The sequence below is a fragment of the Arthrobacter sp. NPDC080082 genome (genome assembly GCF_040686595.1).
Classification (GTDB): domain Bacteria; phylum Actinomycetota; class Actinomycetes; order Actinomycetales; family Micrococcaceae; genus Arthrobacter.
In genome coordinates, this window is the sequence record NZ_JBFBKQ010000008.1 from 1 (window position 1) to 23,301 (window position 23,301).

The 23,301-nt window shown below is 64.9% G+C and carries 24 protein-coding genes and 1 riboswitch; of the genes, 8 read left to right on the plus strand and 16 right to left on the minus strand.

The window, feature by feature from the left end:
* On the minus strand, positions 1 to 539 hold a 539-nt coding region (locus AB0O44_RS15375; protein WP_364138862.1), incomplete at its 3' end, for an FtsW/RodA/SpoVE family cell cycle protein.
* Positions 540 to 759: 220 nt separating this feature from the next.
* On the opposite strand from AB0O44_RS15375, the gene AB0O44_RS15380 reads away from it, so the two are divergent.
* Positions 760 to 2,127 carry an FtsW/RodA/SpoVE family cell cycle protein gene (locus AB0O44_RS15380; protein ID WP_364138863.1) on the plus strand — a complete coding sequence of 456 codons (1,368 nt, stop codon included), beginning with the start codon at positions 760 to 762 and terminating at the stop codon, positions 2,125 to 2,127.
* A 209-nt stretch (positions 2,128 to 2,336) separates the two neighbouring features.
* Here the strand turns inward: AB0O44_RS15380 and AB0O44_RS15385 are convergent, their stop codons facing one another.
* The 7 genes from AB0O44_RS15385 to AB0O44_RS15415 form a co-directional block, all read right to left on the minus strand.
* On the minus strand, positions 2,337 to 3,764 hold the full coding sequence (locus AB0O44_RS15385) for an LCP family protein (RefSeq protein WP_364138998.1): 1,428 nt from the start codon (positions 3,762 to 3,764) through the stop codon (positions 2,337 to 2,339).
* A gap of 162 nt (positions 3,765 to 3,926) precedes the next feature.
* A complete protein-coding gene (locus AB0O44_RS15390) occupies positions 3,927 to 4,292 on the minus strand; it encodes a hypothetical protein (RefSeq protein ID WP_364138864.1) in 366 nt (121 codons plus the stop codon).
* Positions 4,289 to 5,662: a nitrate/sulfonate/bicarbonate ABC transporter ATP-binding protein gene (locus tag AB0O44_RS15395; RefSeq protein WP_364138865.1), complete on the minus strand. Its 1,374-nt coding sequence runs from the start codon at positions 5,660 to 5,662 to the stop codon at positions 4,289 to 4,291. Before AB0O44_RS15395 ends, AB0O44_RS15390 begins: the two co-directional genes overlap by 4 nt.
* Before the next feature lie 50 nt (positions 5,663 to 5,712).
* Positions 5,713 to 7,449, minus strand: coding sequence for an ABC transporter permease subunit (locus AB0O44_RS15400; protein WP_364138867.1), 1,737 nt, complete (start codon positions 7,447 to 7,449; stop codon positions 5,713 to 5,715).
* Between the two features lie 238 nt (positions 7,450 to 7,687).
* A riboswitch (M-box (ykoK) riboswitch) is annotated at positions 7,688 to 7,871 on the minus strand.
* Between the two features lie 375 nt (positions 7,872 to 8,246).
* Positions 8,247 to 8,606, minus strand: a complete 360-nt coding sequence (locus AB0O44_RS15405; RefSeq protein ID WP_364138869.1) for a twin-arginine translocase TatA/TatE family subunit — start codon at positions 8,604 to 8,606, stop codon at positions 8,247 to 8,249.
* A 395-nt stretch (positions 8,607 to 9,001) separates the two neighbouring features.
* Entirely contained in the window at positions 9,002 to 9,277 is a 276-nt protein-coding gene (locus AB0O44_RS15410) for a hypothetical protein (protein ID WP_364138870.1), read from the minus strand.
* 69 nt (positions 9,278 to 9,346) lie between these two features.
* Positions 9,347 to 9,775, minus strand: a complete 429-nt coding sequence (locus AB0O44_RS15415) for a hypothetical protein (RefSeq protein ID WP_364138872.1) — start codon at positions 9,773 to 9,775, stop codon at positions 9,347 to 9,349.
* A gap of 473 nt (positions 9,776 to 10,248) precedes the next feature.
* On the opposite strand from AB0O44_RS15415, the gene AB0O44_RS15420 reads away from it, so the two are divergent.
* The 4 genes from AB0O44_RS15420 (at position 10,249) to AB0O44_RS15435 (ending at position 11,948) form a co-directional block, all read left to right on the plus strand.
* A complete protein-coding gene (locus AB0O44_RS15420) occupies positions 10,249 to 10,890 on the plus strand; it encodes a helicase associated domain-containing protein (RefSeq protein WP_364138874.1) in 642 nt (213 codons plus the stop codon).
* A 183-nt stretch (positions 10,891 to 11,073) separates the two neighbouring features.
* A complete protein-coding gene (locus AB0O44_RS15425) occupies positions 11,074 to 11,406 on the plus strand; it encodes a hypothetical protein (protein WP_364138876.1) in 333 nt (110 codons plus the stop codon).
* Entirely contained in the window at positions 11,387 to 11,695 is a 309-nt protein-coding gene (locus AB0O44_RS15430; RefSeq protein ID WP_364138878.1) for a hypothetical protein, read from the plus strand. The genes AB0O44_RS15425 and AB0O44_RS15430 overlap by 20 nt, the downstream gene beginning before the upstream one ends.
* Positions 11,696 to 11,708: 13 nt before the next feature.
* Positions 11,709 to 11,948 (plus strand): hypothetical protein, encoded by a 240-nt coding sequence (locus AB0O44_RS15435; protein ID WP_364138879.1) that lies wholly within the window; start codon positions 11,709 to 11,711, stop codon positions 11,946 to 11,948.
* A gap of 86 nt (positions 11,949 to 12,034) precedes the next feature.
* On the opposite strand, the gene lspA is transcribed toward AB0O44_RS15435, so the two are convergent.
* The 5 genes from lspA to AB0O44_RS15460 form a co-directional block, all read right to left on the minus strand.
* Complete coding sequence (gene lspA / locus AB0O44_RS15440) at positions 12,035 to 12,598, minus strand: signal peptidase II (RefSeq protein ID WP_364138880.1); 564 nt, start codon at positions 12,596 to 12,598, stop codon at positions 12,035 to 12,037.
* On the minus strand, positions 12,595 to 14,550 hold the full coding sequence (locus AB0O44_RS15445; protein WP_364138882.1) for a cation-translocating P-type ATPase: 1,956 nt from the start codon (positions 14,548 to 14,550) through the stop codon (positions 12,595 to 12,597). Before AB0O44_RS15445 ends, lspA begins: the two co-directional genes overlap by 4 nt.
* Entirely contained in the window at positions 14,547 to 14,933 is a 387-nt protein-coding gene (locus AB0O44_RS15450) for a metalloregulator ArsR/SmtB family transcription factor (RefSeq protein WP_364138884.1), read from the minus strand. Before AB0O44_RS15450 ends, AB0O44_RS15445 begins: the two co-directional genes overlap by 4 nt.
* 112 nt (positions 14,934 to 15,045) lie before the next feature.
* On the minus strand, positions 15,046 to 17,451 hold the full coding sequence (locus tag AB0O44_RS15455; RefSeq protein ID WP_364138885.1) for a tyrosine-type recombinase/integrase: 2,406 nt from the start codon (positions 17,449 to 17,451) through the stop codon (positions 15,046 to 15,048).
* On the minus strand, positions 17,448 to 18,650 hold the full coding sequence (locus AB0O44_RS15460; RefSeq protein ID WP_364138886.1) for a tyrosine-type recombinase/integrase: 1,203 nt from the start codon (positions 18,648 to 18,650) through the stop codon (positions 17,448 to 17,450). Before AB0O44_RS15460 ends, AB0O44_RS15455 begins: the two co-directional genes overlap by 4 nt.
* Positions 18,651 to 18,830: 180 nt before the next feature.
* Between AB0O44_RS15460 and AB0O44_RS15465 the strand changes: the two genes are divergently transcribed.
* The 3 genes from AB0O44_RS15465 to AB0O44_RS15475 are packed head-to-tail and all read left to right on the plus strand — an operon-like array spanning position 18,831 to position 19,451.
* Positions 18,831 to 18,962, plus strand: coding sequence for a hypothetical protein (locus AB0O44_RS15465; protein ID WP_364138887.1), 132 nt, complete (start codon positions 18,831 to 18,833; stop codon positions 18,960 to 18,962).
* A 43-nt stretch (positions 18,963 to 19,005) separates the two neighbouring features.
* Positions 19,006 to 19,278, plus strand: coding sequence for a hypothetical protein (locus AB0O44_RS15470; RefSeq protein ID WP_364138889.1), 273 nt, complete (start codon positions 19,006 to 19,008; stop codon positions 19,276 to 19,278).
* Between the two features lie 26 nt (positions 19,279 to 19,304).
* Complete coding sequence (locus AB0O44_RS15475; protein ID WP_364138891.1) at positions 19,305 to 19,451, plus strand: hypothetical protein; 147 nt, start codon at positions 19,305 to 19,307, stop codon at positions 19,449 to 19,451.
* Positions 19,452 to 19,491: 40 nt separating this feature from the next.
* Here AB0O44_RS15475 and AB0O44_RS15480 read toward each other — a convergent pair whose 3' ends face one another.
* From AB0O44_RS15480 to AB0O44_RS15490, 3 genes are all read right to left on the minus strand, one after another.
* A complete protein-coding gene (locus AB0O44_RS15480; protein WP_364138893.1) occupies positions 19,492 to 19,857 on the minus strand; it encodes a hypothetical protein in 366 nt (121 codons plus the stop codon).
* On the minus strand, positions 19,854 to 20,777 hold the full coding sequence (locus AB0O44_RS15485) for a ParA family protein (RefSeq protein WP_364138894.1): 924 nt from the start codon (positions 20,775 to 20,777) through the stop codon (positions 19,854 to 19,856). Before AB0O44_RS15485 ends, AB0O44_RS15480 begins: the two co-directional genes overlap by 4 nt.
* A gap of 165 nt (positions 20,778 to 20,942) precedes the next feature.
* Entirely contained in the window at positions 20,943 to 22,508 is a 1,566-nt protein-coding gene (locus tag AB0O44_RS15490) for a hypothetical protein (RefSeq protein WP_364138896.1), read from the minus strand.
* Between the last annotated feature and the right edge of the window lie 793 nt (positions 22,509 to 23,301).

The following is a 23,301-nucleotide window of genomic DNA, read 5'->3' on the forward strand; positions in this document are numbered from 1 at the left end:
AGCAGGGGGACGACGGCGTGTTTCCACTGGCCGAGGAGCTTCTGCTTGCGGGTCAGGATGTCGGCGGCCCAGACGATGAGGGCGAGCTTGGCGAACTCGGACGGCTGAGCGGTGAAACCTCCCACGCTAAGCCAGTTGCGGTTGCCGTTGACCGTCATACCCAGCGGCGTGAACACCAGAACGAGGGATAGCACCGCGGTGATGAGCATGGGCCAGGCAAGCTTCCGGATGTGCCGCTCCGATAGCCGGGCCAGCGCGAGCATAACGACAACCCCGGCGATGGTCCACATCCCCTGTTTCAACGGCAGGTCGTATGGGTTCGCGCCGGCGGCAACGGATTCCACGGAGGAGGCGGAGGCCACCTCCACCAGCCCGATGGCGGCGAGCGTCAGCACCACGGCCAGGATGATGGGACGCTGCCGGTCCGAGGAGTCTTCCCCGATCCAGGTGCGGATTCGGCCGGGCTCCTGCCCGGTGCGTACAGGTCGCGGATGCGGTGTCCTGATGAGGATGTCCCTCACCTTACTCAGGGTGCCCATCGCTGCTCTCCTTGGTTCGTGCCGGCCCATCGGGACGTCGTGTCTCACCCGACGCGGCGCCGAACACGGACACTATCCAAGTGCGGCCGCACGGTAGCTCGAGCGCGCCGCGGACCGGGAAACTCCCGGGCTTTTAACAGCGGATCATCATATTGTGCTCCTACGGTCGCCGTGCCCAGCCGCGGCAGGATACGGACCGCGCCCCCGAGGAAGACGAGCAATGAGCACACCCACCCTGGCTGCGACGCCCCGCCGAAACGTCGAGGCCCTGCTGCTCCTCGTCGCCCTGACGATCGGCGTGGGCGCCGGAGCGCTGGTCAGCCTGGACCGCGGCCAGGCGCTGCCGCCCGGTTTCTGGTTGCAGGCCGCGACGTTGACCGCCCTCGCCGTCGTGTTCCACGTGGTCCTGAGGATCCGCGCAAGCTACGCGGATCCGGTGATCCTGCCCGCCGTCGTCGCGCTGAACGGCATCGGCATTGCGGTCATCCAGAGCCTGGACACGCCCACGGGGGCGGATGCCGGCGGGAACCAGTTGAAGTGGACCGTCGTCTCGGTCATTGTCGCGGCCGCGGTCCTGTGGTTCCTGAAGGATCACCGGCTGCTGCGGCGCTACACCTATATTGCCTTGGCCGTCAGCGCGGTGCTGCTGGTCCTGCCCCTGATCCCCGGTGTCTCCGCCGGCGACATCAACGGCGCCAACGTCTGGATCCGGCTGGGGCCGCTGCAGTTCCAGCCCGGGGAGATCGTCAAGATCACCCTCGGTATCTTCTTCGCCGGCTACCTGTCCACGAACCGCGACCTGATCCTCCTGGCCGGACGGAAGATCGGCCCCCTGCGGTTCCCGCGCTTCAAGGACCTGGGCCCCATGGTCGCCGCGTGGGTCGTCGCCGTCGGCGTCCTGGTCTTCCAGCACGACCTGGGCATGTCCATCCTGTTCTTCGGCCTGTTCATGGTGATGATCTACGTCGCCACCAGCAGGGCGTCCTGGCTGCTCCTGGGGCTCGTCCTCATGGGCGTCGGCGGCTACGCGACGGCCACCATCTTTCCCCACGTCCGGCTCCGGATCGACGCGTGGGCCAACGCCTTTGACCCGAACGTCTACGGACGTTTTCCCGGCGGCAGTTCCCAGATCGTCCAAGGCCTCTTCGGAATGGCCGACGGCGGTCTGGTCGGGACGGGGCTGGGGCTTGGGCGCCCGGACCTGGTCCCCTTCGCCAACAGCGACATGATCATCGCTTCCCTGGGCGAGGAACTGGGCCTGGTTGGACTCTTCGCCATCGTGGCCCTCTACCTCGCGCTGTTCACCCGAGGCTTCCGCGCCGCCCTCGGCACCCGCGACCCGTTCGGGAAACTCCTCGCCGCCGGGCTCTCCTTCGCGATGGCGCTCCAGTGCTTCATCATCATGGGCGGCGTGACCCGGCTGATCCCCCTGACCGGGTTGACCACGCCCTTCCTCTCGGCGGGCGGGTCCTCCCTGCTGGCCAACTGGATCATCGTCGCGCTGCTCCTGCGGATCAGCGACGCGGCCCGCAGGCCCGATCTCCCAGTCCTCGAAGCGCAGCCCACCCTCACGCACCAAAGCAACTAACCCCTAAAGAATTCTTTCGAATCGGAGGCGCCGTAGACGGCCGCCGGGTCGGGACCGTTGCCAGGAGGAACGTACAAATTCCACGGACTGTCTTCGGGAACTAGGACAAGCCGCGGCGGGTTCATTCCAGTTAGGGGGCGACAAGGCTGCTGTAGCACGGAAGGCATCGCCGGACCTCGAAGATTGTCGATCGTGAGAATACAGGCGGCTTAGCCGCCGGAGTTCGCGGCCTGGCAGGTTTGATCGCTCGCCGTTTGGGCAACGACACCACCGGCTTCGGACGGCGGCGCCGCGGGCTTGGAACCGGTGGCGAAGTCCTCGCCGGCGTAGAGCTGAACGCCCTGCACCCCGGGGACCTGCTGCACGCTGGAGGCCGGCAGGCCGAAGAGTGCTGCCACGTCGGCGGCCACGTCCTCGAACCCGGCACCGTAGTAGACCATGGTCTGCTGGCGCGCCTGGGCGGGGATGCGGGAGAGCTTCGTGAACCCGGCATCGGAGAGGATCGTGCCGATCTCGTTGCCGCGGCTGGCAACGTTGGTGCCGTTGGCCACGGTGACCGGCTGCAGTGCCTTGTTATAGGCCGGGGCGGCCGGGGCGCTGGAGGTCTCCGGCGCCGCGGAGGCCGGGGCGGGCTGGGACAGGTCCGGGCTGCGGCGGAGGGCGGCGAAAAAGTTGTCCGCCGCCGGCTCGTCCAGGGCCAGGCGGTTGGGATCCGACGGGGCCGGGACGGTCGGAACGGTGATGAAGTTGACCTTGGCCGGGTCGATGTTCTTTAACCGGTTGGCGAGGGTGAGCATGGTCGGGACCGACGCGAGGCCGTCGTCGACCGTGAGGTTCTTGGTCATGGTGTCCGCGATGCTGAGCACCTTTGTCGGGTCGCTGAGCGTGCCGTCGTCCTTCAGTTTCCGGGTCAGGGACGCCAGGAAGGACTGCTGGGCCTTGATTCGGCCGAGATCCCCGCCGTCAGCAAAACCATGACGGGTCCGCAGGAAAGCCAGCGCCTGTTCGCCCTGGACCTGGGAGGTGCCCTTGGGCAGATTCAGGCCGGAGTCGGGGTCCGAGACCGCGGCATTGACACAGACGTCGACGCCGCCGACGGTGTTGGAGAGTTCCTTCACGGCGTTGAAGTCGGCCATCATGAAGTGATCCACTTCCAGGCCGGTGAGCTTGTTGACGGTATCCACCGCGCAACCGATGCCGGCCTCCGCCATCGCGGAATTGATCATGGCGCCCGAACGGGCGGGATGCTGTTCGTTCGTGGCGCTGTCCTTGCAGGCGGGCACGTCCACCAGCAGGTCGCGCGGGAAACTGACGACGTTGACGTGGTTGTTGTCCGCCGAGATGTCCAGCATCATCATCACATCCGACTGGCCATACCCGGAGGAGTCCGCGGTCGACCCGTATTGGCCGTTCTTGCCGCTGCGGGTGTCGCTGCCGAGGACCAGGATCTGCAACCGGTCCGTGCTGTCGTTGACCGGGCCCTCGGTGCGGACCCCGCCGGCGCCGAGCGCCGAGGTGCTGACGTTGGACTGGAGCCGCCAGAGCCAGTAGCCGCCGAACGCGACCACACCCACCAGAAGCACGGCCGCGGTGATGCCGGCAATCTTCAGCCACGGACGTCGGCGCCGCACCGCCAGAGCGCGGCTACCCTCGACCAGGGTTCCATAACCGGGGTACGGAACAGAAGGGGTCTTTCCGGACCCCGGCTCCGGCAACTTATGACTCACTTTGGCCACGCTTTCTAGGGGAACCCTGTAACTGCCTGACTACGGAAAATCCTGCAAAACCAGTCACCGGATTTATCCTCCGCTTCCGTCGGTCCGTGGCGACTGGCTTCGGACCAGTTCGGACAGTGTCCGGGACGCTGTGAGGATGCGGCGGCCGAGGATGATGCATTGATCGTCGGTGAGTGCCCCCGCGCTGGCCGCGGCGGATCCCCGTTCTGAGTCCTGTGCCGTGTTCATGGCGGCCAGAAGATCCTGCTGCAGGGCGTATATATCCGGCGGGAGCGCGGGGTTCAGGCTCGCTTTCTCGTCCAGGCGGCTGCGGGTGGCCGCCTCGGCGAGGCGTTGTTGGATGTGGCCGACGCCGGTCGCGAGGATCTCGACTGCCTTGTCGAACTGTTCCGTTGCTTTTGCGAGGGCGTCGATGTTGTTCTGATTCATGCGGAGGCTCCTGTGGTTTGGCCTGCCATGGCCGCGTCGGGGTGGGTAGGGAGAAGGATGCGGTCCGAGTCCGCGTCGTATTCGTAGAGTTCCCCGTACCGGCCCCAGTCGATGGCGGTGTCCAGTTGGGCTTGGGCGTCAGCATCGCTGAAGTGGCGGCGGAGATCATTGAGGATTGTTTCGGAGCGGATGGCCCCGTTCTCGCTTCGGCGCAGGATCCTGACGATGTTGCGCACGAGGGGTGCCTGTTCGACGGCGAGGGTCGCGAATTGTTCCTTGGCGCGCAGAAGGTCAGCGGCGGCGTACCTGCGTCCTTGTTCACTCAGGTGCAACCGGCCGTTGCGGGCGTAGGCGAGTTTGAGCATGTGGGCGGCGTCGACCAGTGGCAGGAGGTCATCGAGTTCGTAGCGGAGTTCGTCGGCGATTTCGGCCAGGCCTTCCTGGCCGCCGCGTGCGGCGAGGAGTTCGAGGAGGCCGCCGAGTTCACCGGTGCTGGCCGGGGGCAGCGCGATGTCGAATTCGCTGCCTTCAGCTCCGAACGGTGACGTTGACGATGCAGGCGGGGCAGGCTGGCGGGCGGCGCTGGGCTGGCCGGTGAGGATGCTGTAGACCTCGTCGACGAGGGCCTCGAATTCCGGGCTGCGCCTGTCGCGGGGCTGCGGCAAGGTGATGGGCAGTTCGGCTTTGATCCGTCCGGGGTTGGAGTCCAGGACGATGACGCGGTCCGCGAGTTGGATGGCTTCTTCGATGTTGTGGGTGACGATCAGGGCGGTCCGGGTCGGGATGTCTCCTTCGGCCCACAGGCGCAGCAGCTCTCCGCGGAGGTTTTCGCTGGTCAGGACGTCCAGGGCGGAGAATGGTTCGTCCATCAGCAGGGCATCGGGTTCGACCACGAGGGCGCGGGCGAAGCCGACGCGCTGGCGCATGCCGCCGGAGAGTTCTTTGGGATAGGCGGATTCGAAGCCGTCCAGGCCAATCAGGTCGATCGCGCGCAGGGCACGTTCGCGGCGCTCGGCTGCCGGGACGGCCCGGGCTTCGAGGCCGAGTTCGACGTTTTCCTGCACGGTGAGCCAGGGCAGTAAGGCGAAGGACTGGAAGACCATGGCCACGCCGGGGTTCGCACCGTTCAGGACCGTCCCCTTGTATCTCACTGCACCGGTGGTGGGGGCGGTGAGCCCGGCGATGCAGCGCAGCAGGGTGGATTTGCCGGATCCGCTGCGGCCAAGGAGCGCCACGATTTCCCCTTCGTGCAGGGTCAGGCTGACGTTCTCGAGAACGGTGAGGGATCCGCCGTCTGTTGCGAAGGTCATTCCGACGTTCTCGACGGTCACCAGCTCGCTGCCGGGACTGGTCTTGGGTGTGTTGGTCATCGAAGCCTCCTGGGGCTGCGGGAAGTGGAGTTTGGAAACGGGGCCGGGTGCTAGAGGGAGAACCGGGTTTCGGCCAGCCGGTAGAGACGGCGCCAGAACAGGCGGTTCAGTCCCACGACGTAGACGGACATGACGATGACCCCGACCAGGACCTTGGCCATGTCTCCGGTTCCGGTGGCGTCCGCGATGTAGGACCCGAGGCCTGTCGCTGTGAGGGTCTGGTGGTTGTAGGTGACGATTTCAGCCACGATCGAGGCGTTCCAGGCGCCGCCGGCGGCGGTGATGCCGCCGGTGACGTAGGAGGGGAAAATGGCAGGCAGTATCAGCCGCCGCCACCGTTGCCGCCGGGGCACTCCGAAGCTGTCCATCGCCTGGCGCAGGTCGGTCGGGATCGCGCTGGCGCCTGCGATGACGTTGAAGAGGATGTACCACTGGGCGCCCAGGGACATCAGTACGATCCCGCCGAGATCGAGGCTGATATGGCTGGCGACGAAGAACGCGATGATGAAAGGGAAGAGGAAGTTCGCCGGGAAACTGGCCAGCAGCTGCACGAGCGGCTGTGCAAGGCGGCTGATGCGGGGGTTCATCCCGATCCAGACCCCGACCGGTACCCAGATCAATGTCGCCGCGACCAGAATCACGGCGACCCGGGCGAAGGTCACGGCGCCAAGGGCGAACGCTTCACCGAACGCGCCCAGTCCGGCGCTGTCCTGAATGAACACGAAGGCATGCCATGCGCCGAAGATCACCACCGCGCCAATGGCAGCGGTGAAGAGCGCGTCCGTTCCGCGGCGGACCAGCACAGGGGTGTGCAGGGGGTGTTCGGCCAGCCCGAACGGACGTGTCAGGGTGTCCAAGGCCCGCCCTACGGGGGCTGCAGCGCGGGCGAAGGCGTGCGGGAGGACGGAACGGCGCAGGGTCTCCAGGACGAGGCTTCGCGGTTTCTCAGCGGCGGAGGTCTCTTCCTGCCGGAACTTCTCCGACCACGCCACCAGGGGGCGCCAGAACAGGAAATTGGTTCCCAGCACCATCACGGCCATGGCCAGGATGGCCCACCAGACCCGGTCCAGCTGGCCCTGTTCAACCGCGGCGGCAACGTACGCGCCGACACCGGGCAGGGCGTAGGCCTGGTTGTTGACCGAGATGGCCTCCGAGGCTGCGAGGAAAAACCAGCCGCCGCCGAAGCTCATCATCCCGTTCCATACCAGCGGGATCATGCCGGCCGGGACGTCCAGCTTCCAGAACCGTTGCCACTTCGTCAGCCGCATCAACCGGGCAGCTTCGTCCAATTCCCTGGGCTGGCTGACCAGGGCGTAGTAGAACGCGAAGGCCATGTTCCAGGCCTGGGATGTGAAGATCGCAAAGATCGAAGCGCATTCGAGTCCGAGCATGGAGTGCGGGAAAAGGGCGATGAACCCTGTGACGGTCACCGAGAGGAAGCCCAGGATCGGAACGGACTGCAGGATGTCCAGCACCGGCAGCAGGACCTTCTCCGCGCGTGGGATCCGCGCCGCAGCGGTCGCGTAAACGAAGGTGAACAGCACACTTGCGCCTAGCGCGATGAACATCCGCAGCAGGGACCGGGCAGCGTAATAGGGCAGCTCGGCCGGGTCGGTCGAAACCTCGGTGGGGGCCGATCCAACCTCGAAGGGGGTGTTCAGCGAGGGGCTCAGCCGCACCAGAAGGAACAACAGCACCAGTACCGCAGCGCCGACGAGCAGGTCAACCCAGCGAAGGGCCGGCCGGCGCAGGACACCGGCGCCGGGAAAGGAACGAAATAAGGACATGACGGACTCCGGGCAAACACAAGCCGACGGAAACGCATGTCACCTGTTCAGGCAGGGCAGACGTTCATCCGACGGGGGGAAGAGAAGAAAGGGGTTGGAGAGAAACGCATCTATGGGGCCCGGGTTTCACACCCTCACCTCCTCCCGCTCGACCTGCGGCACCGGCCGCAGGCAACCATCAGTCACCGTTCACGGCGCAACAAGGAGCAAAGCCCCCGACAGACTGGCCCGGTGACTTCTAACACCTCCTCGTCAGAGCTTTGGCACTGCACGGCGTAATCCCATACCCGGCCTAACGCCGACGGGAAGCCACTTGGGGTCACCCCTTAATCCGGGGAGACCTGTCCTGACCGGGAGTGTCTTTCGACAGGAAGGGTCAGTGGCCTGTGTCCATGCAGAAGCCTCACCGAACAAGGTGTTGCGACGCACTGACCTTATGCCCCGTCAGCAGGCCACACCAACTTCCCCGGGGTCCTTTAACGGAACCTTAACGCCACGCGCTTCAACGGCCGAACGCGGACGTCAGTGGCGAGGAGGCTTATCTCCGAGGCGCTCGGTGGTCCCCATCGATGGTTCCCGCCCGACGTTCCATGGCGATTCGCGCGGACCACTTCTCAGTCATGGAAACGGCCGACACCGTGCGGTGCCCGCCCTCCTGAGGGCGGTGAGCTCAGGTCCTTCCAAGTCCCGGATTAGCCACCAAACCGCGGTCGCCCGGAGCGCTCTGTCCAACTCCTGCACCCCACTGCCCTTATCGTCGAGCATCAGCACGCCGGCCGGTGGCGGGAGCGGCGGGATCAAGTCGATTCGGAATCGAAGGGAGCAGCGTGTCCAGCGGCGAGGCGTTCGATGGCAGGCCGGGGAACCGCTGTTGCTGCCCTAACCGTCGGGGTCTCGGGTACGGGGTTCTCCGTGAGGGCTTCGCGGATGATGCGGCGCGGGTCGTACTGCCGGGGGTCCAGCGCTCCCCACTTCACGTCATCGAAGTCGTCCCCGAGCTCCTGGCGCAGCTGCTCTTGCGCGCCAGATGCCATTCGGCGCACTTCCCTGACGAGCCGGCCAAGCTGTGCAGCGTAACTTGGGATTCGTTCAGGCCCCAACACGAAAATCCCGATGATGAGCAGAACAAAGAACTTCTCTGCACCGATACCGAACATGGGTTAATCGTAAAGCGCCGGGGCCCGGGAAGATCAGGGATACGAAACAGCGATCCCGGCGTACTAATGCATCCCCCGGCGTACCGTCCCCGGCAGCGGCGTCGGCACTGTCGGTTTTGTTGGCGCCAGCTTTCTAAGCGCGAACGCGCCAGCGGACGACCGCTTGGGTGCGAGCACTGCGAGCATGCTCTTCCCCCGGTCTGTTGCACCACTCCCCCGCGTTGCCGGCTACCTGCCCTGACGGGCCGGGCCGATGCGGGACCAGGGCCGGGACGTGGCCGTGAATGGCGGTCCGCCGCCGGCGACCACCGACGCTCCCCGGCCACGTGCGGCGGACCGCCCGACCCCGGGGGCGGGCCGGGACTCTGTGGTTGGTCCGGCCCGCCGTGCCGTGGTTAGTGGAGTCCGGGGCGATGTTCGGCGGCGAAGAGGACGGCCACGATTTTGTTGTGCCAGTCCAGTGCGGCGTACTGGCGGGTGGTGTCGAGGATTCCCGGGTCTACGCGGGCCTCGGTGGTCACGGCTTCGGCCATGCCGCGGATGTGGGCGGCGAGGTCGGCGGCCGCGTCGGCGCTGTAGGCCACGGGGGACTTCTGCACGATGGCGGCCAGGGTTTCGAGGAACACCACGGTCTGGGCCGGGTTTTCGGTGATGCTTTTGCCGGTGGTCATGGTTCTTGGCTCCTAAGAGGTTTGGGGGCCTGCCGGGCGGTGTCCGCCCGGCAGGCTGTGGGCGGTGGTTTAAGCGGCGGTGGGCCGGAAGGGCATCCGGTAGCGGGACGGGAGTTCCGCGGCGGCTTCGGGCAGGTCGTCCGGGCCGTGGGCCTGTCCGTTCTTCCAGTGGTAGAAGGCCTGCTCGGTGATCGCGTCCCACTGGCGGGCTTTGGTCCGGTAGTAGGTGCAGGTCACGTCGCCCTCGCAGTAGGTGGCGACGCCGAACAGGTTCCCGATCTCGTCGGCGGTGCGGGTCGCGGCGACCATGACGTAGGGCCAGTTGCCCAGGTCCCAGCCGTCAGCACCCCACACGGGGATGACGGCCCAGCCGTGTTCGCCGATCAGGTCAATCCACTCGTAGCCGCCGTTGAGGTGGTAGTCGCCGAGGACGGTCACGCCGTCGATGGTTTCGTTGGTGTCCTGCGTGGTCACCGTCTTTTTGGTGATTGCGTTCATGGTGTTGCTCCTTTTTGCCCAAGGATTCGGTGGGTGGGGCGGCTCAGGTGACCGGCCAGCGTCCCCTTTCCCCCCGTTGTTTTTTGGCTGCTGGCGGAGCTTGCGGAGCTGTGCCCGACGGAGGCCTGTCTACCGAAGGCAAGGGGCGGGAAATTCCCGGAGGAAATAAGCGACGAAGGAGCGCCGGAGGGACATTTCCTGCACCGCAGGCCCCGGAGGAACGGAGGGGCTAGACGGGCTGGAGCGGGCACGTACGATCCGAAGGACAGCAGCCAAAAAACGTCGAAGACGTAGACAACAGGGCCAGGGCAGCCGGAGCTCTGCGACGGAGGCACTGGACCCAACAGCCGGCCGCGCCAGCGGACGCCCGATAACTGGTTGGAGCGCAGCGGAAATCAGTCCCTCCCAGACGCCGCGGCACACGCCCGGTTCCCTTCGGCGACGCGGATCCTCGTGGCAGGATGAGCCCCATCATGGACAGACTGCTGCGGAAGGCCCCGTACCCGGAGTGGGTGCTGATGTACCGGCTCGGCCTCGGCCGGGACCGCATCGCTGCCCTTGTCCGTGCCGCGCCGGCGACCGTCGGCTACCACCTGCGCGTGGCCCGTCGCCAGGACCCCCAGCTTCAAGCGGCACACCGGGCCGCAGGGGCAGCGCCGTCTGCGGCCGCAGTGGCGCGGATGGAAGAAGTCATAGCCTGGGTCACCGCGGCGGGCCGGCTGCCGCGAGGCCGTTCCGATGACCAGGCAGAGCGTTCCATGGAGGCATGGATCAGGCAGCGCCGCAGCGAGGCGGCTGCCGGGACCCTTCATCCGTCCTACCGGGACGGGCTGGCCCGGATCCCCGATTGGAACACCAACGCCAGGACAGCTGCGGACGAAGCACGCTGGCATGCCCGGCTGGCCGAGCTGCTGCGCTACCGGGCCGAGGGCAGCGATTGGCCACGACACCAGAAATACGCCACCGAGCAGGAACACACCCTTGGGGTGTGGATCCACATCCAAAGGCAGAAGCTCAGGGAAGGCACCCTCTCCCCCGACAAGGCCGCCCAGCTCGACGCCGCCGTCCCGGGCTGGCTGCAGGGAAGGCCGAGGGGCCGCGCTGCGCGCCCCTAACCGAGCATGCGCCCCGGTTGTGCCCATTGGGGTCAGGTGGAGCCCTCCGCACAGCTGTGGAACCGAGCGCCCGGAACGCACTGGCGAAGATTGTCGTAGGGGTGGCCCATAATTAGTTCAGCGGTCGGAAGCGGCCGCTTTTTCATGGCGTGTCTATTCGAACATATGTTCTAAAGTGGTGGTATGGGACCGGAGCAGGCAAGCCGGCTGCAGGCGCAGTACGCGCGACGTGCCGGCCCGATAGGGCTGACGGTGGAAGAGCTTGATTTCGAGCACTTCCCCGTCAAGAACGGCTTCCCCGGCATCCCGGTGAAGGCCTGGATCCGGTTCCCGAACTGCGCCGAGCTGGTCGACGGCGAGGTGTACGCCTGGACGGCGAAGGCCGCCGAAGTGATGTGGAAAGACGGTCCGATCACGTATCGGACCTGGGTATGGAGTTCGGCGGTCACCCGCCGGCAGGACAGAATGACCAGGAACTTGGGAGAGCGCGTAAACCGTGACAGCAGTAGCGAATGAAACAACTCTGGACGTCGAGGTCGACGTCCGCTTTACCGCGGCCGGCGCTCCCCTGGCCGTCAGGTTCGACGGCCGTATCTGGGCCGTGGGCGCAGACCCGGTGCACTGGTTCGCCAGGAACGACTGGTGGAACACCAGGCGGACCGCAGCGCTGGGCACCGGCGACGTCGTAAGCGTCGAATACTGGCGGGTGCAGGTACGGCTGGGAACCAACTCCGCGCTGCGCACCTTCACACTTCGGCTCGACCCTCTGGCAACCCAATGGCTCCTTGAGAGCATCAGCGACTAGGTAAGAGCCAGTCGTGCCAGCTCACACCATTCCTGCACAAGCCTGGGACAACATCCGGGCTGAGTTCACTCTGCCCTCGCTCGATCAGGTTCGCCGCCGGCTCTCCGAGCTGATGGAAGACCCCGAACCCATCATGCGTCAGCTGGTGCGGGTCTTCTTATCCGGACTACAGACGGTGGGCGTGTGGCAGGACGACGAGCTATTCCAAACTTTCGTTTATCTGGTGGGCCTGCACGATGTTCCTGCAGAATGACATGGTCCGCCGGCCGGTACGGGCCTGTTGGGAAGGGGGCTATTTGGCGGCCTCCTCAAGGAGCTGCCTGAATAGTTCATCGCTGTTCAGGGTGAGCTTTTCGCCGTCGAGGAAGAAGGTGGGTGTTCCCGTGATGCTGAGGGCTTTGCCGTCGGTGGTGGCTGCCGGGCGATGATGGTGCCGAGGATGATGAGCGCCACTCCGGTGGTGACGAACACGTCGGCGAGGTTGAAGGTGGGGAACCAGCCGCTGTGCAGGTAGTCCACGACCCCTTGCCCGTCGAGCCTGTCGATGAAGTTCCCGGCGGCGCCCCCGAGCAGCAGGGCTGCTCCTGCCCTGGACAGGCCGGTCGTGGATGGCGCGGAGGAGACGGTGTACCAGATCAGGGCCGCAATGATCAGCCCGGTGGCGGCGATGACGACCCACGGGGACAGGTCCGCGCCGAGGCTGAACGCGACACCGCGGTTGTAGACGAGCTTGATGTTGATCGGGCCCAGGTCGGTCGTGGCGCCGGTGGAGAGCAGCCCTTCGGCCAGGGCTTTAACGACCAGGTCGGCCGCGGCCAGGACGGCTGCCACCAGAAGCAGCACCGTCCTGGACCGTCGGGCCTGCCGGGCGGGCGCGTCCGGCACAGCAGTGACGGCGCTCACGCTGCCGGTTCCATGGCCAGGGCGGGCTTGGCGGCGTTGGACCCGTCCTTGCGGCTGATCCGGCCGGCTCGGACGCCGTTGGCGATCACGACGATTTCAGCCAGTTCATGGATGAGGACGACAGCGGCCAGGCCGAGCATGCCGAACAGCGCCAGCGGGATCAACACCGCGATCAGGGCCAGGGACAGGCCCACGTTCTGGAGCATGATGCGCCGGGTCCTGCGCGCATGATCCAGGACCTGCGGAAGGTGGTTCAGGTCCTCGCCCATCAGGGCGATGTCGGCCGTTTCGATCGCGACGTCCGTTCCCATGGCGCCCATGGCGATGCCGGTGTCGGCAGTCGCCAAGGCCGGGGCGTCATTGACGCCGTCGCCGACCATGGCGGTGGGAGCACGGCCCTTGAGCGTGCGGATAATCTCCGCTTTGTCCTCGGGGCGCAGGTCGGCGTGGACCTCCGTGATGCCCGCGTCCTTAGCCAGCGCGGTGGCGGTGATGAGGTTGTCCCCGGTGAGCATGGCCGTGGTGTAGCCGGAGGCTGCGAGCCGGGCGATGACGTCCCGGGCTTCAGGCCGCAGTTCGTCGCGCACGGCGACGGCGCCGATGACCTGGCCGTCGTCCTCGATCAGGACAGCCGTTGCGCCGGCGTGCTGCATCCTCTCGACCTCTGCGGCCAGCGGGCCGGCGTTGATCCAGCCCGGCCGGCCAAGGCGGACGGTCCTGCCATCGAGCCGGCCTTCCAGACCGGCGCCGGGGACGGTGTCGACATCGGTGACGGCCGCCCGGTCCGTGGCCGCTGCGAGGATGGCGCGGGCGAGCGGGTGTTCGCTGCGGGATTCCAGACCGGCCGCAAGGGCCAGAACCTGTTCCTGGGTCGTGGTTCCGGTCGCCGCGACATCGATCACGGCAGGCTTGTTGCGGGTAAGCGTTCCGGTCTTGTCTAGTGCGATGGTGCGGATTTTGCCGAGGGTTTCCAGGGCGCCGCCGCCCTTGATCAGTACGCCGATGCGGCTGGCTGCACCCACGGACGCGACGACGGTGACGGGCACGGAGATGGCCAGTGCGCAGGGTGATGCGGCGACCAGGACGACGAGGGCGCGTTCAAACCACAACAACGGTTCCCCGACGATGAAGCCGAAGACGATGATCAGGGCCGCGGCGATCAGGATGCCCGGGACGAGCTTTTTGGCGATGGAGTCGGCCAGGCGCTGGCCCGGGCCCTTGCGGGACTGCTCGGCCTCCACGATGTGCACGATCCTGGCCAACGAGTTGTTCTCGGCAGTGCTGGTGACTTCAACCTCAAGCGGTCCGGTGCCGTTGATCGACCCCGCATAGACCTCGCTTCCCGGTCCGGCCTCGACGGGCACGGATTCACCGGTCAGCGCCGAAGCGTCCAGGGAGGTGCGGCCGGTGATGATCCGACCGTCAGTGGCCAGACGTTCCCCTGGCCGGACCACCATCCGGTCCCCCGGGATAAGTTCTGCCGGGTCGACGGTGACCTCGGCCCCGCCGCGCAACACGGTCGCCTCAGCCGGGACAAGGTCCAGCAGGGCTCGCAGGCCACGACGGGTTTTCGCCAGTGAGTACTCCTCAAGGCCTTCGGAGATCGCGTAGAGGAAGGCCAGCATGGCCGCCTCCTCGAATTCCCCGAGGGCAACGGCACCGACGGCGGCGATCGTCATCAGCGTGCCTACCCCGATCTTGCCCTTAAACAGACGACGGAGAGTGGAAGGAACGAAAGTCCAAGCCGCTACCAGCAGCGCGATGACCTCCAGGGGAAGGGTCAGCCACTGCGGCCCTCCAAGCAGGGACGCGATCCACGCGGCGAGAAGCAGCACACCGGAGACCGCTGCCGCCCGGATCTCGGTGACCTGCCAGAAACCTACGGCTTCCTCCGCTTCTCCGGATTCGCCGGTCTCCGTCCTCTCGTCGCTGCAGCCGCAGGCGTCACTCATCGTTCGTTCTCTTTCGTCAGGGCGGCACCGGTGCTGCCAACACCGTAGTTCGGGCAGAGGCTGACCGCGTTGCCGGTGGCGGCAAGCAGGATCTCGGCCTGGGCGAGCATGTCCATCAGTTCCGGGCGGGACAGTGAGTAGTACACGCTGCGGCCCTGCACCCGGCCTTCCACCAGGCCGCAATCGCGCAGGCAGGCCACGTGGGCAGATACGGTGGACTGGGCCAGGCCCAGCTCTGCAGTGAGGTCACCTACGCGGACCTCGCCGCCGGCCACGCGCTTCACAATGCTTAGCCGAGTCGGATCACTCAGGGAATGAAACAGCGCCGCCGCGGGATCAAGCCGCGCACAACTATCAGCAGAAACCATCGAACCAATCGTCATATAACGATGATAGCGAAAGTTCGGATGATTCGCGTGCCGCAGGGGACCGGCCCTGTATAAGGACTTCCCCTGCCACCCACCGACGGCACGCGGTTGATCGGTTGCTGCCAACCTACTTATCCTCTTTTGCTTGACCTGGTTCCCTTATGGCTCGGATTCGCGGGGTTCCGAGGTCTACGGTTGTTCGGTCTTTTTGGCTTTGCATCTTGAACATTTGCGCCAGCTTTATTTCTGCGCTGCTCAGCGTGACCCGCAGGCCTTCAACGTCTCCGATCCAGCCGTGCTGTTTGGCTTCGGTGATGCGGTCACGAAGGTTGTCGATGATGTCCTGCAGTCGTTCTGTCTGGGCCGGGTCAGGACGCAGCAGGGCGCAGCGCAGACAGGCATGTTCGTGCTGGCAGCCTGTTCCATATGCGCGTCCGCAGCTTCCCAGGCTGAGTTTGCGTTGCACGAAGTGGGCCTCGAATTCGTCCCATTCGGCGGCTGTTGGTTCGCGGTATTCTTCGGTGGGCCGAATGACCCGTCGCTTTTCGATGAAGGTGCGGTGGTGTCGTATGACGTCCCTGGGATAAATCGCTGCGTATCCCTGGGTCGTCGCCAGACTGGCGTGCCCCATCAGCACCTGCACGATGTGTGGAGGCAACCCGCTGGCAAGTGCCTCGGTCGCGAAGATGCGACGGAAATCGTGCGGGGTGAACCGGACCTCGGCACCGCTGACCTTGATATGCGCGCGTGCCGCCAAGTCATTGAGCAGCGTGGAGACGGTGGCCGTCGTCATTACGTTCGGCGGTCCGGCGCCACGGCGGCGGACGAACAGGTGCGGAAGAGGTGAGCTCAGCACTTTCTCAGCTGAGTCCCATCGCTGTGTCAGCGGTGCACCACCAGCGTCCTTGGTGACACGCGACAGCACCCGGTAGAGCACGTGCACGAGTTCGGGGCCTGCCACCATCAGACGCTCAGTGTCGGTCTTGCTCGGAGCGAAGTGCAGCAGCGGTATGGTCTCCCCGGTCCCTGGAACCTTGTATGGCTGGATGCTCATGTGCACCAACTCAAGGACTTCTTCGATCCGTGCACCGGTGTGTCGTAGTGTCTCAACAAGCGCCCAGGTCCAGAAGGCGTTGTCCTCTTCAAAGGACAGGTCCCGGTCCTTTCCATTACGCCGAATCCGGACATGCGCATGTTGACTGCTCTGGAAGACTTCCCAAGCCTCACCGTCCATGTCGATAGTTTGGCCGGCGCCGGCCGTCTTGGCATTCGCCAGGGTTGCTTCTGCTGCGCGGAGGGCCTGTTCGGCAGCCTCCACCAGACGGGGCAACACGGGAGCCAGTTCACGGGTCCGCTGTTGCATCGTTGCGATGGTCGCGCGCCGGTGCTTCACGTAACCACGGGTCTCCGCGAAGGTTACGGGGCTTGGGGCGGCCCATTGCGCCCAGTAGGCATCTTCGAGTGCCCACTGGCTGATGTCGAGATAGAACGCCCGGACGGAGAAAAAGACGCTGTAAACTTCCCGGCGCGGCGAGCCATCGGCCTTAACTTTGACCCTGGCTTTCCAGCCAGCTGCCTGGTCCGGAGTCAGTGCGAAGCTGCGATGGCCTGGGTAGTGCCTGACGATGTCGGCGAAGAAGAGGCCTGCCAGATACCTACCCAAAGCACAGAGCGAGGAGTAGTCAAGGCCAGCCGACCGGACCTGCAGATAGCGAATGAATGGTTCCCGGCAGGGGCCAGTGATGCCATAGTAGTCGACCATCTCATCCACTGTTTTCGGTCCGACGCGGAGCCGTGTAGGCAGGGTCCCGGAATCGTGTCTGATCCATCCCCTCTCGTGCAGCACCGGCCATACGGCAGTCAGCCCGCTGCGGCTGACGTCGATCAGCTTCCCGGGAAGCTGGGCTGTCAGGTCGAGGATGTCTTCGGCTGTGAGCTGGCGGATCGATTTGCCCGTATGGGCCTGAACGCGACCCAGGGTGAGGATCCCGGCAGTGGCCTGGGCCGGTGAAGCCTTCGCGTGGACGAGGGCGTTCTCAAGTTCAGCTGTGTGGGCGGCATCCCGGAACCGGCTGAGTGCTTTCCAGAAGGCAAAGCGCTGACCCGCGAGCCACCGGTGGGACGGGCGCATGACATCCAGGGCCAGCAGCGGTCCGATTGCCGCGTTGAGTCCTTCGACCTCGTTACGATTCTTCGTGTTCTTGCTTGAGCCGCCGGCGATCCTGAGCCTCCACGTCAGAGCGTCATCCCCGACCTGGCCCTCGAACAGCGCCCAGCGGTCCTGCCAGGTTTCACCCGGCAACTGCCTCAAATGTGTGAGGAGGCGCCTAATGCGCGCCCCGTGATCACCCAGATGTGGCCAGTACGGACGGCAGTCCTTGAGGCTGTTGATGATGTCCTCAATGCTGGCGCTGGTCAGCGGTCCGTCAGGGATGGGTTGCAGTGCAGGCGGTTGTTGTTCCTGTGGTGGCGGTGTGTGGTCATTCCAGCTTCGTCGTGCGGTCTGGATCTTATTGCTGGGCGGAGTTGTCACTGGTTCCCCCAAAGCACGCGCAACTCATCTGGGTTATAGGGCTGACCGGCCGGCGAACTGTCAGCAGCAGGGGCATTCCTGCTGCTGAGATGGGCCCGGTAATGCGCGATAACTTCCTCCATATGCGGAACCGCGTAGACCGTGGTCGTAATCAGCGACTGGTGACCCAGTAACTCCTGGACTTCGTGAAGACCCATCCCGCCCTCGAGCGCTCTGATCGCGAACGTGTGCCGCAGATCGTGCAGCGTCCAGTTCGAACCGAGCAGGTCATTACAGCGTCTCAGTACGGCGCGCATGGCTTCGTAGGACAGAGGACGGGGCTCGCCCCGCAGCGTGAGCCAAACCGGCTCATCCGGGCCGGCGACGCTTCCTTCGAGCTGATAGAGCCGAAGCCATACGAAAGCATCAGGCGAAGCGGGCAACCATTGCAGCTGACCACCTTTGCGGTAAACGCCGATTAGCTGGTCACCCACGTTGACCCTGTCACCCGTGATCCCGAGCAGCTCGCTCGCCCGTGCACCACTGCTGACATAAAACGCCACCAACGCCCGGTCCCTGTTGGACCGCAAACGGCGAAACAGATCGTTGAACTTCCCATCCGGGATTGATCTTGGCACCCGGCGCGCCTCGCGCTGACGCAAGGGCTGGCGCCGCACCGGGGCAAACTCCCGCTGAGGATCATGATGCGCATGGGATCGCCCGCGGCGCAGCTCGAAAGGATTCACGATGGGCCCCTCACCCACCCGAAGCTGGAAAGCGTAAAACTCCTTACACACGGTCGTCGTGTGGTTGATCGTCGAGGGTGAGTAACGCACTCCGAGATGCCTCTTTCCCGTGACAAGGTTCCGGCTCCCCCGCCGCTGAGGGACGTTACGATTCCCGACGAACTTCTCGGCCTGGCGCGCCCACAACACGAAGTCGCGCGCTTCAAGGGACGTTGCCTGCTCCCAGTTGACCCCGATAGCCCACAAAAATCGAAGGAACCGAAGCAAGGACAAGGCATAGGTTCGTACCGTTTGAGGCGAACGGTCCGTCGCTGCCAGCTCAAGCAGATACTCCGTGGCGGGAGCGAACTCCTCTCCCATCGCGTCGAGGACCACGAAGCCAGGAACACCGGGGCGAGGAATCACCCGCCCGACGTTCGCGACAGTGAGTCCCTCCGCTCGATGCCGATCCCAACTGCGATCCGAGAGATCCATGACCAAAGCATGACGCTGACGGGCTCGCCTCATGCAGGCGACACGCGCCGTAAACCGTCAACTTAGTCCGGTAAACAGATCATCGGAGAAAGGACGTACTGCCCGGGCTTTCAGTTCCTCCCTGGAGGGCAGCTCCAGCCCGTCGTCACAACACTGTTCCAGCGGGCCATGGACCTGAAGGTGCCACACAACTACTTTACGATCTGGATGGCCACGCCCTCCCGGGCCTTGGCCGGGACCCGTCCCGTCGACCAGCTGGAGAAGGACCCCGCTCCCCTGGTCCGCGCTCTGGAAGCCCACCGCTGGGACTAGGGCCGGCCCTTGACGGGGCCGCCCGCGTGCGTAGCGTTGGCCCATGGGACTCATCTACGACAGCCCGGCCCTGGCGGCCTTGACGCTGACACGGCTCGCGGCAGAAGAATCGGAGGGCCCCGGCGCCCTGGAAGGGCGCATGCGGGGCTATCTGGGCGACCTGAAACAGCGCAACGGCGCTGAATACCTTGAGCTGGTTGCCATCGCCCTCGCCAGGGTCCACTTCAACGCCGTCGACGACCTAGCCCGTGCAACGGGCGCGACGGCGACAGTGCTTCTGGATGCCGCGGAAGTCGAAGCCTTTGAGGGTGCATAGAGGCTGTCCGGGACTAAGGTGGTCAGGTGGAAATCGCCGGCACCATCCAAGCTCCCGACGGCACCTACGACCACCTCAGCGTCCAAGGTGGGAGCTACGAGGAAGCCAAGGAAGCCCTGCACGCAAGGATCCCCGAGGGGTACAAGCTCGTCGTGATCCGCACCGACCAGTAGCCCTCCCCCGTCAATACTGTCAAAGACAGTATTGACGGCATTAGGGCTGGATTCGCCGGCCCGGGGCCAGGTTCTGCGTGCCTCCAGGGAAGTTCTCGCCCTCGTTATAGACCCGCTCGCGTCGGGCCACCTCCATGAGGACTGCGCGCGAGATGAAGTCGGACCAACTCCGGTCCATCTCCTGCCCGCTCGTCGCGGTATACGCCGCTTTGGCCCTCTTCAAATCGTCGGCGGCCATGTAGAACGTGATCTGCTTGGACGCCGAGGCCGGCTGAGCCTTCTGGGCCGGCGCCACCGCTTCAGCGGGTGCCGGATTCCTGTTTGCCTTGACCAAGTTCTGGACGGCGGGCGCAGCAGCGGCCCTGCGCGGAGGCGGGCCTATGGGGTTGCGGGTGGATTCGGTCATGATGCGTTCCTCTTCTCAGCTGCTTCCAGGCGGGCGACGAGTTCATGTGTGACTTGGTAGAGGTCTTCTGCGACGTTAGCGGCGGACCGTGGCTGACTCTGCCCCGCTTCCGCGGTGCCCTTGCGAACTTCCCACCACTTCGGTGCAGCCTTAACCTGTTCCTCGAGCTCGTGAATGAGCACTCCCCTGTCCCGGGCGGCCTGCGCTGGCGCTTCTGCGTGACGAACCATGCCCTTGAACAGCACTGAATCATCGCCGAACGTTTCCGTGATCGATTCCCGGGTTGTCCGGTGGACGTTCGTTGCCGTCGAGGAAGTGGCGGTGATGATGACGCCCAGGAGGTCGAGGTTGGGGTTCACATCCAGGACTGTATCCAAGCGCTTAGCCACTCCGAGAAGCCCTTCTCGGCCGGCCTTGTCCGTTTTTGTAGGCACCACAACGTAGGCCGCTGCGCCGAGGGCGGCGACCTGGAGCGGTTCATTGCCGGGCGGGCAGTCGATGAGGATGATGTCGTAGTCCGCGGCGATGGGGGCAAGAGACCGCGCCAGGGCCAGCTTCGACTTGCGTCCGTCACGGCTGGACTGGGAGATGAGGCCGGCGCCGGCCTCATCGAGTGAGCTTCCTCCGGGCACGACGTCGAGGTTTGGGCGAACGTCTTTCAATGGGGTCAACGGTTGGCCGAAGACGAGGCTTTGTGCGAGGCCCGTTCCGTCATCATCCTGGGACTCGTGCCGGTATCCGAGGTCGAGGCCAAGGTTGCCCTGTGGATCCATATCCACGAGGAGAACCTTCCAGCCAAAGCTCGCCAGCAGCGCACCAATGTTGGCCGTCAGGGTCGTCTTGAGGACGCCGCCCTTGCCGTTGACGAACCCGCAGATTCGCTCCATGCCTGTCCGGTCGAACTCTACTGGAGCTGCCATCTTGCCCGCCCTACTGTCGTTGCTGTCTTTACTGTTATTACTGTCTTTACGTGATTTGACTTTAATACAGTCAAAGCCGTTTTTACAGTCAACACTGTCTTTGCCGTCTTTGCAAGCATTACCCGCATTACTGTTATTAGGTGTATTGACAGTAATGCGGGTGGCTCATGCTGCCTTCCACACATATCCGGGGTAGGCGTCGTCGTCGTCATCCGGTGGCAGCCAGTGGGTTTCGGTTTCCGCGTCGTACAGCTCGGTCTCAGATAGCTCAGAGGAGAGGTGCCTGTCCAGCCATGCGTGCCACCGGGCGCGCTGCAGGCGGTGTCTTGTGATCTGTTCGGCAGCGTCATCGAGGGCGCCCAGACGGCGTGCCAGGTCGTTGAGACCGGTGGCAGCTACCAGGAACCAGCATCCGTCGGTGCGTTGGATCATGTTGTGGGCTGCCATCTCTGCCAGGGCCTTGTCTACGGCTGACCGGCTTAGGGCTGTCGAGCGGACAATGTCTGCCGTAGTGGGGGAGAAGCGGCCGCGTTCGATGGCTTCGTAGGACAAGGCCGCTACATCGCCCAGCACACGAAATACGGGACGGATGCCGTAGATCTTCCCCCGCCGCCAAGAGAGGTCCCGGGCCAGTTGCTCGTAGTGCTGTGGTAGTTGGACCAGGTAGGTGTCAGCGTTGCGGCCCCGGGCGTCGGATACTTTCGTCAAGATGCCGTCTGAGGCGCCTTCCAGGACGCGCAGGAGCCTGGCTACGGTGCCGTGGTGCTTGCCGAGTGCGCTGGCAAAGGTCCTGCAGCCAACATCGAGCAGCTCCGTTTCCATTGTTCGCATGTAGCCCAGGACTGCGCGAAGGAGTAGCCGCAGGCTTAGGCCCTCTCTGCCGTGTTCTTTGAGCCGGTGGTCAAGGGCTGCGTAGAGCACATTTTCAAGATCGTTTACGAGCTGGTGCACGCCAGCTTTGCTGGCTAGTTTGATTGCCCCCCCTGTGGGCTTTGGCTGGCTTGTGTCGTTAATAAGGGAACTAGTCTCTCCAGTTTTGGAGGTCGGCTTTTTCTGGACCCAGCCGCAGGCGTTCGCCCACTCCTTGTCCAGGAGGCGGTCGCGGTGGCTGGTGTCCTTGTAGAGGGCAGCGAGACCGGGGAACTGGCCGGTCATCTCCCGCTGGACCTGGTCCAGGGTCCACCCACACGCGGCGAAGTGGTTCAGGACCGCCATGCGGGCCTCTGAGGGGCTGGGGTAGCGGTTGGCGTCGTACAGGCCCGTGCGGGCGAGGACGCGCAAGGGGGATTGGCTGCCGCCAAAGGAGAGCGAGCTGGTGCCAGGGGCTGAGGCCACTGTGGCAAGTTTGGCCTCGCGGGCCTTCAGGTCACGGCGGCGGCGCAGCTCCGGGGCCAGTGCCCGGAGCAGGGCATTCCATGTGTCGGCCGCATTCCGTCGCCGCAGCGTGTCGTACGCGGTGGCCAGGGGAGTGGTGAGGATCTGGTGGCCGCCGGACTTATGAGCTGATCCCGGGACGCGAATACAGCCGTCCGTGACGTTCTGGTGAGGGCCCGGGTCGAGGCTGGGAGCCAGTAGCGTCATGGCTTCCACGACCTCGCGGGCCTCGGCCGCGCCGACACGTTCCACGAGCGGGACGTACAGGTGCCGGCCGCCGCTGGGGGAGTAGTCCGCAACGTAGCGGATCCCGCAGCTCTCCAGCAGCTCCCCGAGGCGTCTGGCGTCGTCGTCCACAACCTCCTGCAGAGCTTTGGAGGTATCCAGGTCAATACAAAGGGTGGCAACGGACCCGTCCGACCCGTGAACGTGCACAGCTGCCGGCTGTTTGGGGAGTGCGGCCGTGATCTTCGGCGCCACAGCCGGACCTGGGTACTGGAAGCGGCCCTTAATCCATCGGCCCCGCCGGTACGTCGGGGCTCCCGCAATCAGCGGGGCAAGACGCCACGCGAGCTCTGGCGTGACTTGACGCGCCGACAGCGGCACGTCAGTTGTTGACGCCGCGACAGCGGCAGGTACCATAGACAACAGTTACTCCCTTCGGGGTATAGCAAATGGAGCGCCCCTCGCGGGGAGCTTTTGAAAGTTCAGATCGAATCCCGCCAAGAACGAGATCTGAACGCCATACTTTTTGAAGGCCCGCCTAGTGCGGGCCTTCAGTCTTTAACTCGCCTTAGCAATAGGCAGGGCCTCCTGGCCGGTGAGTCGATCGAGGTCAATAGTCTTCAAGTGGGCGTGCACGAGTCGAGCGATGAGGTCGCTCCGGCTCTCCTTCGTCGCATCCACGACGGCGGCCAGCTTTTCTGCGTCGGAAATCGGCAACCGCGCCGTTATGACGTGTCGCTCTCCCTTGCTGCGCTGTGGCATGTTCCCTCCCAGGACCGAAGTTACAAGTCCAAGAACACATGAATCAGATTGCCTTAAGTGGGATTTAGGTCCCGGCGTGTCGGTTGCCGAGACCTCCCCCGGGCCACCTTCGGCCGTGAACCACTATAATCGGACCTTGGACATGTCTAAGGTTACACATGGT

Bases quoted from the DNA above. Each gene is read 5' to 3' on its own strand.
- AB0O44_RS15380 (WP_364138863.1), top strand. From the start codon at position 760: ATGAGCACACCCACCCTGGCTGCGACGCCCCGCCGAAACGTCGAGGCC.
- AB0O44_RS15390 (WP_364138864.1), bottom strand. From the start codon at position 4,292: ATGAATCAGAACAACATCGACGCCCTCGCAAAAGCAACGGAACAGTTC.
- AB0O44_RS15395 (WP_364138865.1), bottom strand. From the start codon at position 5,662: ATGACCAACACACCCAAGACCAGTCCCGGCAGCGAGCTGGTGACCGTC.
- AB0O44_RS15400 (WP_364138867.1), bottom strand. From the start codon at position 7,449: ATGTCCTTATTTCGTTCCTTTCCCGGCGCCGGTGTCCTGCGCCGGCCG.
- AB0O44_RS15405 (WP_364138869.1), bottom strand. From the start codon at position 8,606: ATGTTCGGTATCGGTGCAGAGAAGTTCTTTGTTCTGCTCATCATCGGG.
- AB0O44_RS15410 (WP_364138870.1), bottom strand. From the start codon at position 9,277: ATGACCACCGGCAAAAGCATCACCGAAAACCCGGCCCAGACCGTGGTG.
- AB0O44_RS15415 (WP_364138872.1), bottom strand. From the start codon at position 9,775: ATGAACGCAATCACCAAAAAGACGGTGACCACGCAGGACACCAACGAA.
- AB0O44_RS15420 (WP_364138874.1), top strand. From the start codon at position 10,249: ATGGACAGACTGCTGCGGAAGGCCCCGTACCCGGAGTGGGTGCTGATG.
- AB0O44_RS15425 (WP_364138876.1), top strand. From the start codon at position 11,074: ATGGGACCGGAGCAGGCAAGCCGGCTGCAGGCGCAGTACGCGCGACGT.
- AB0O44_RS15445 (WP_364138882.1), bottom strand. From the start codon at position 14,550: ATGAGTGACGCCTGCGGCTGCAGCGACGAGAGGACGGAGACCGGCGAA.
- AB0O44_RS15450 (WP_364138884.1), bottom strand. From the start codon at position 14,933: ATGACGATTGGTTCGATGGTTTCTGCTGATAGTTGTGCGCGGCTTGAT.
- AB0O44_RS15460 (WP_364138886.1), bottom strand. From the start codon at position 18,650: ATGGATCTCTCGGATCGCAGTTGGGATCGGCATCGAGCGGAGGGACTC.
- AB0O44_RS15470 (WP_364138889.1), top strand. From the start codon at position 19,006: ATGGGACTCATCTACGACAGCCCGGCCCTGGCGGCCTTGACGCTGACA.
- AB0O44_RS15480 (WP_364138893.1), bottom strand. From the start codon at position 19,857: ATGACCGAATCCACCCGCAACCCCATAGGCCCGCCTCCGCGCAGGGCC.
- AB0O44_RS15485 (WP_364138894.1), bottom strand. From the start codon at position 20,777: ATGGCAGCTCCAGTAGAGTTCGACCGGACAGGCATGGAGCGAATCTGC.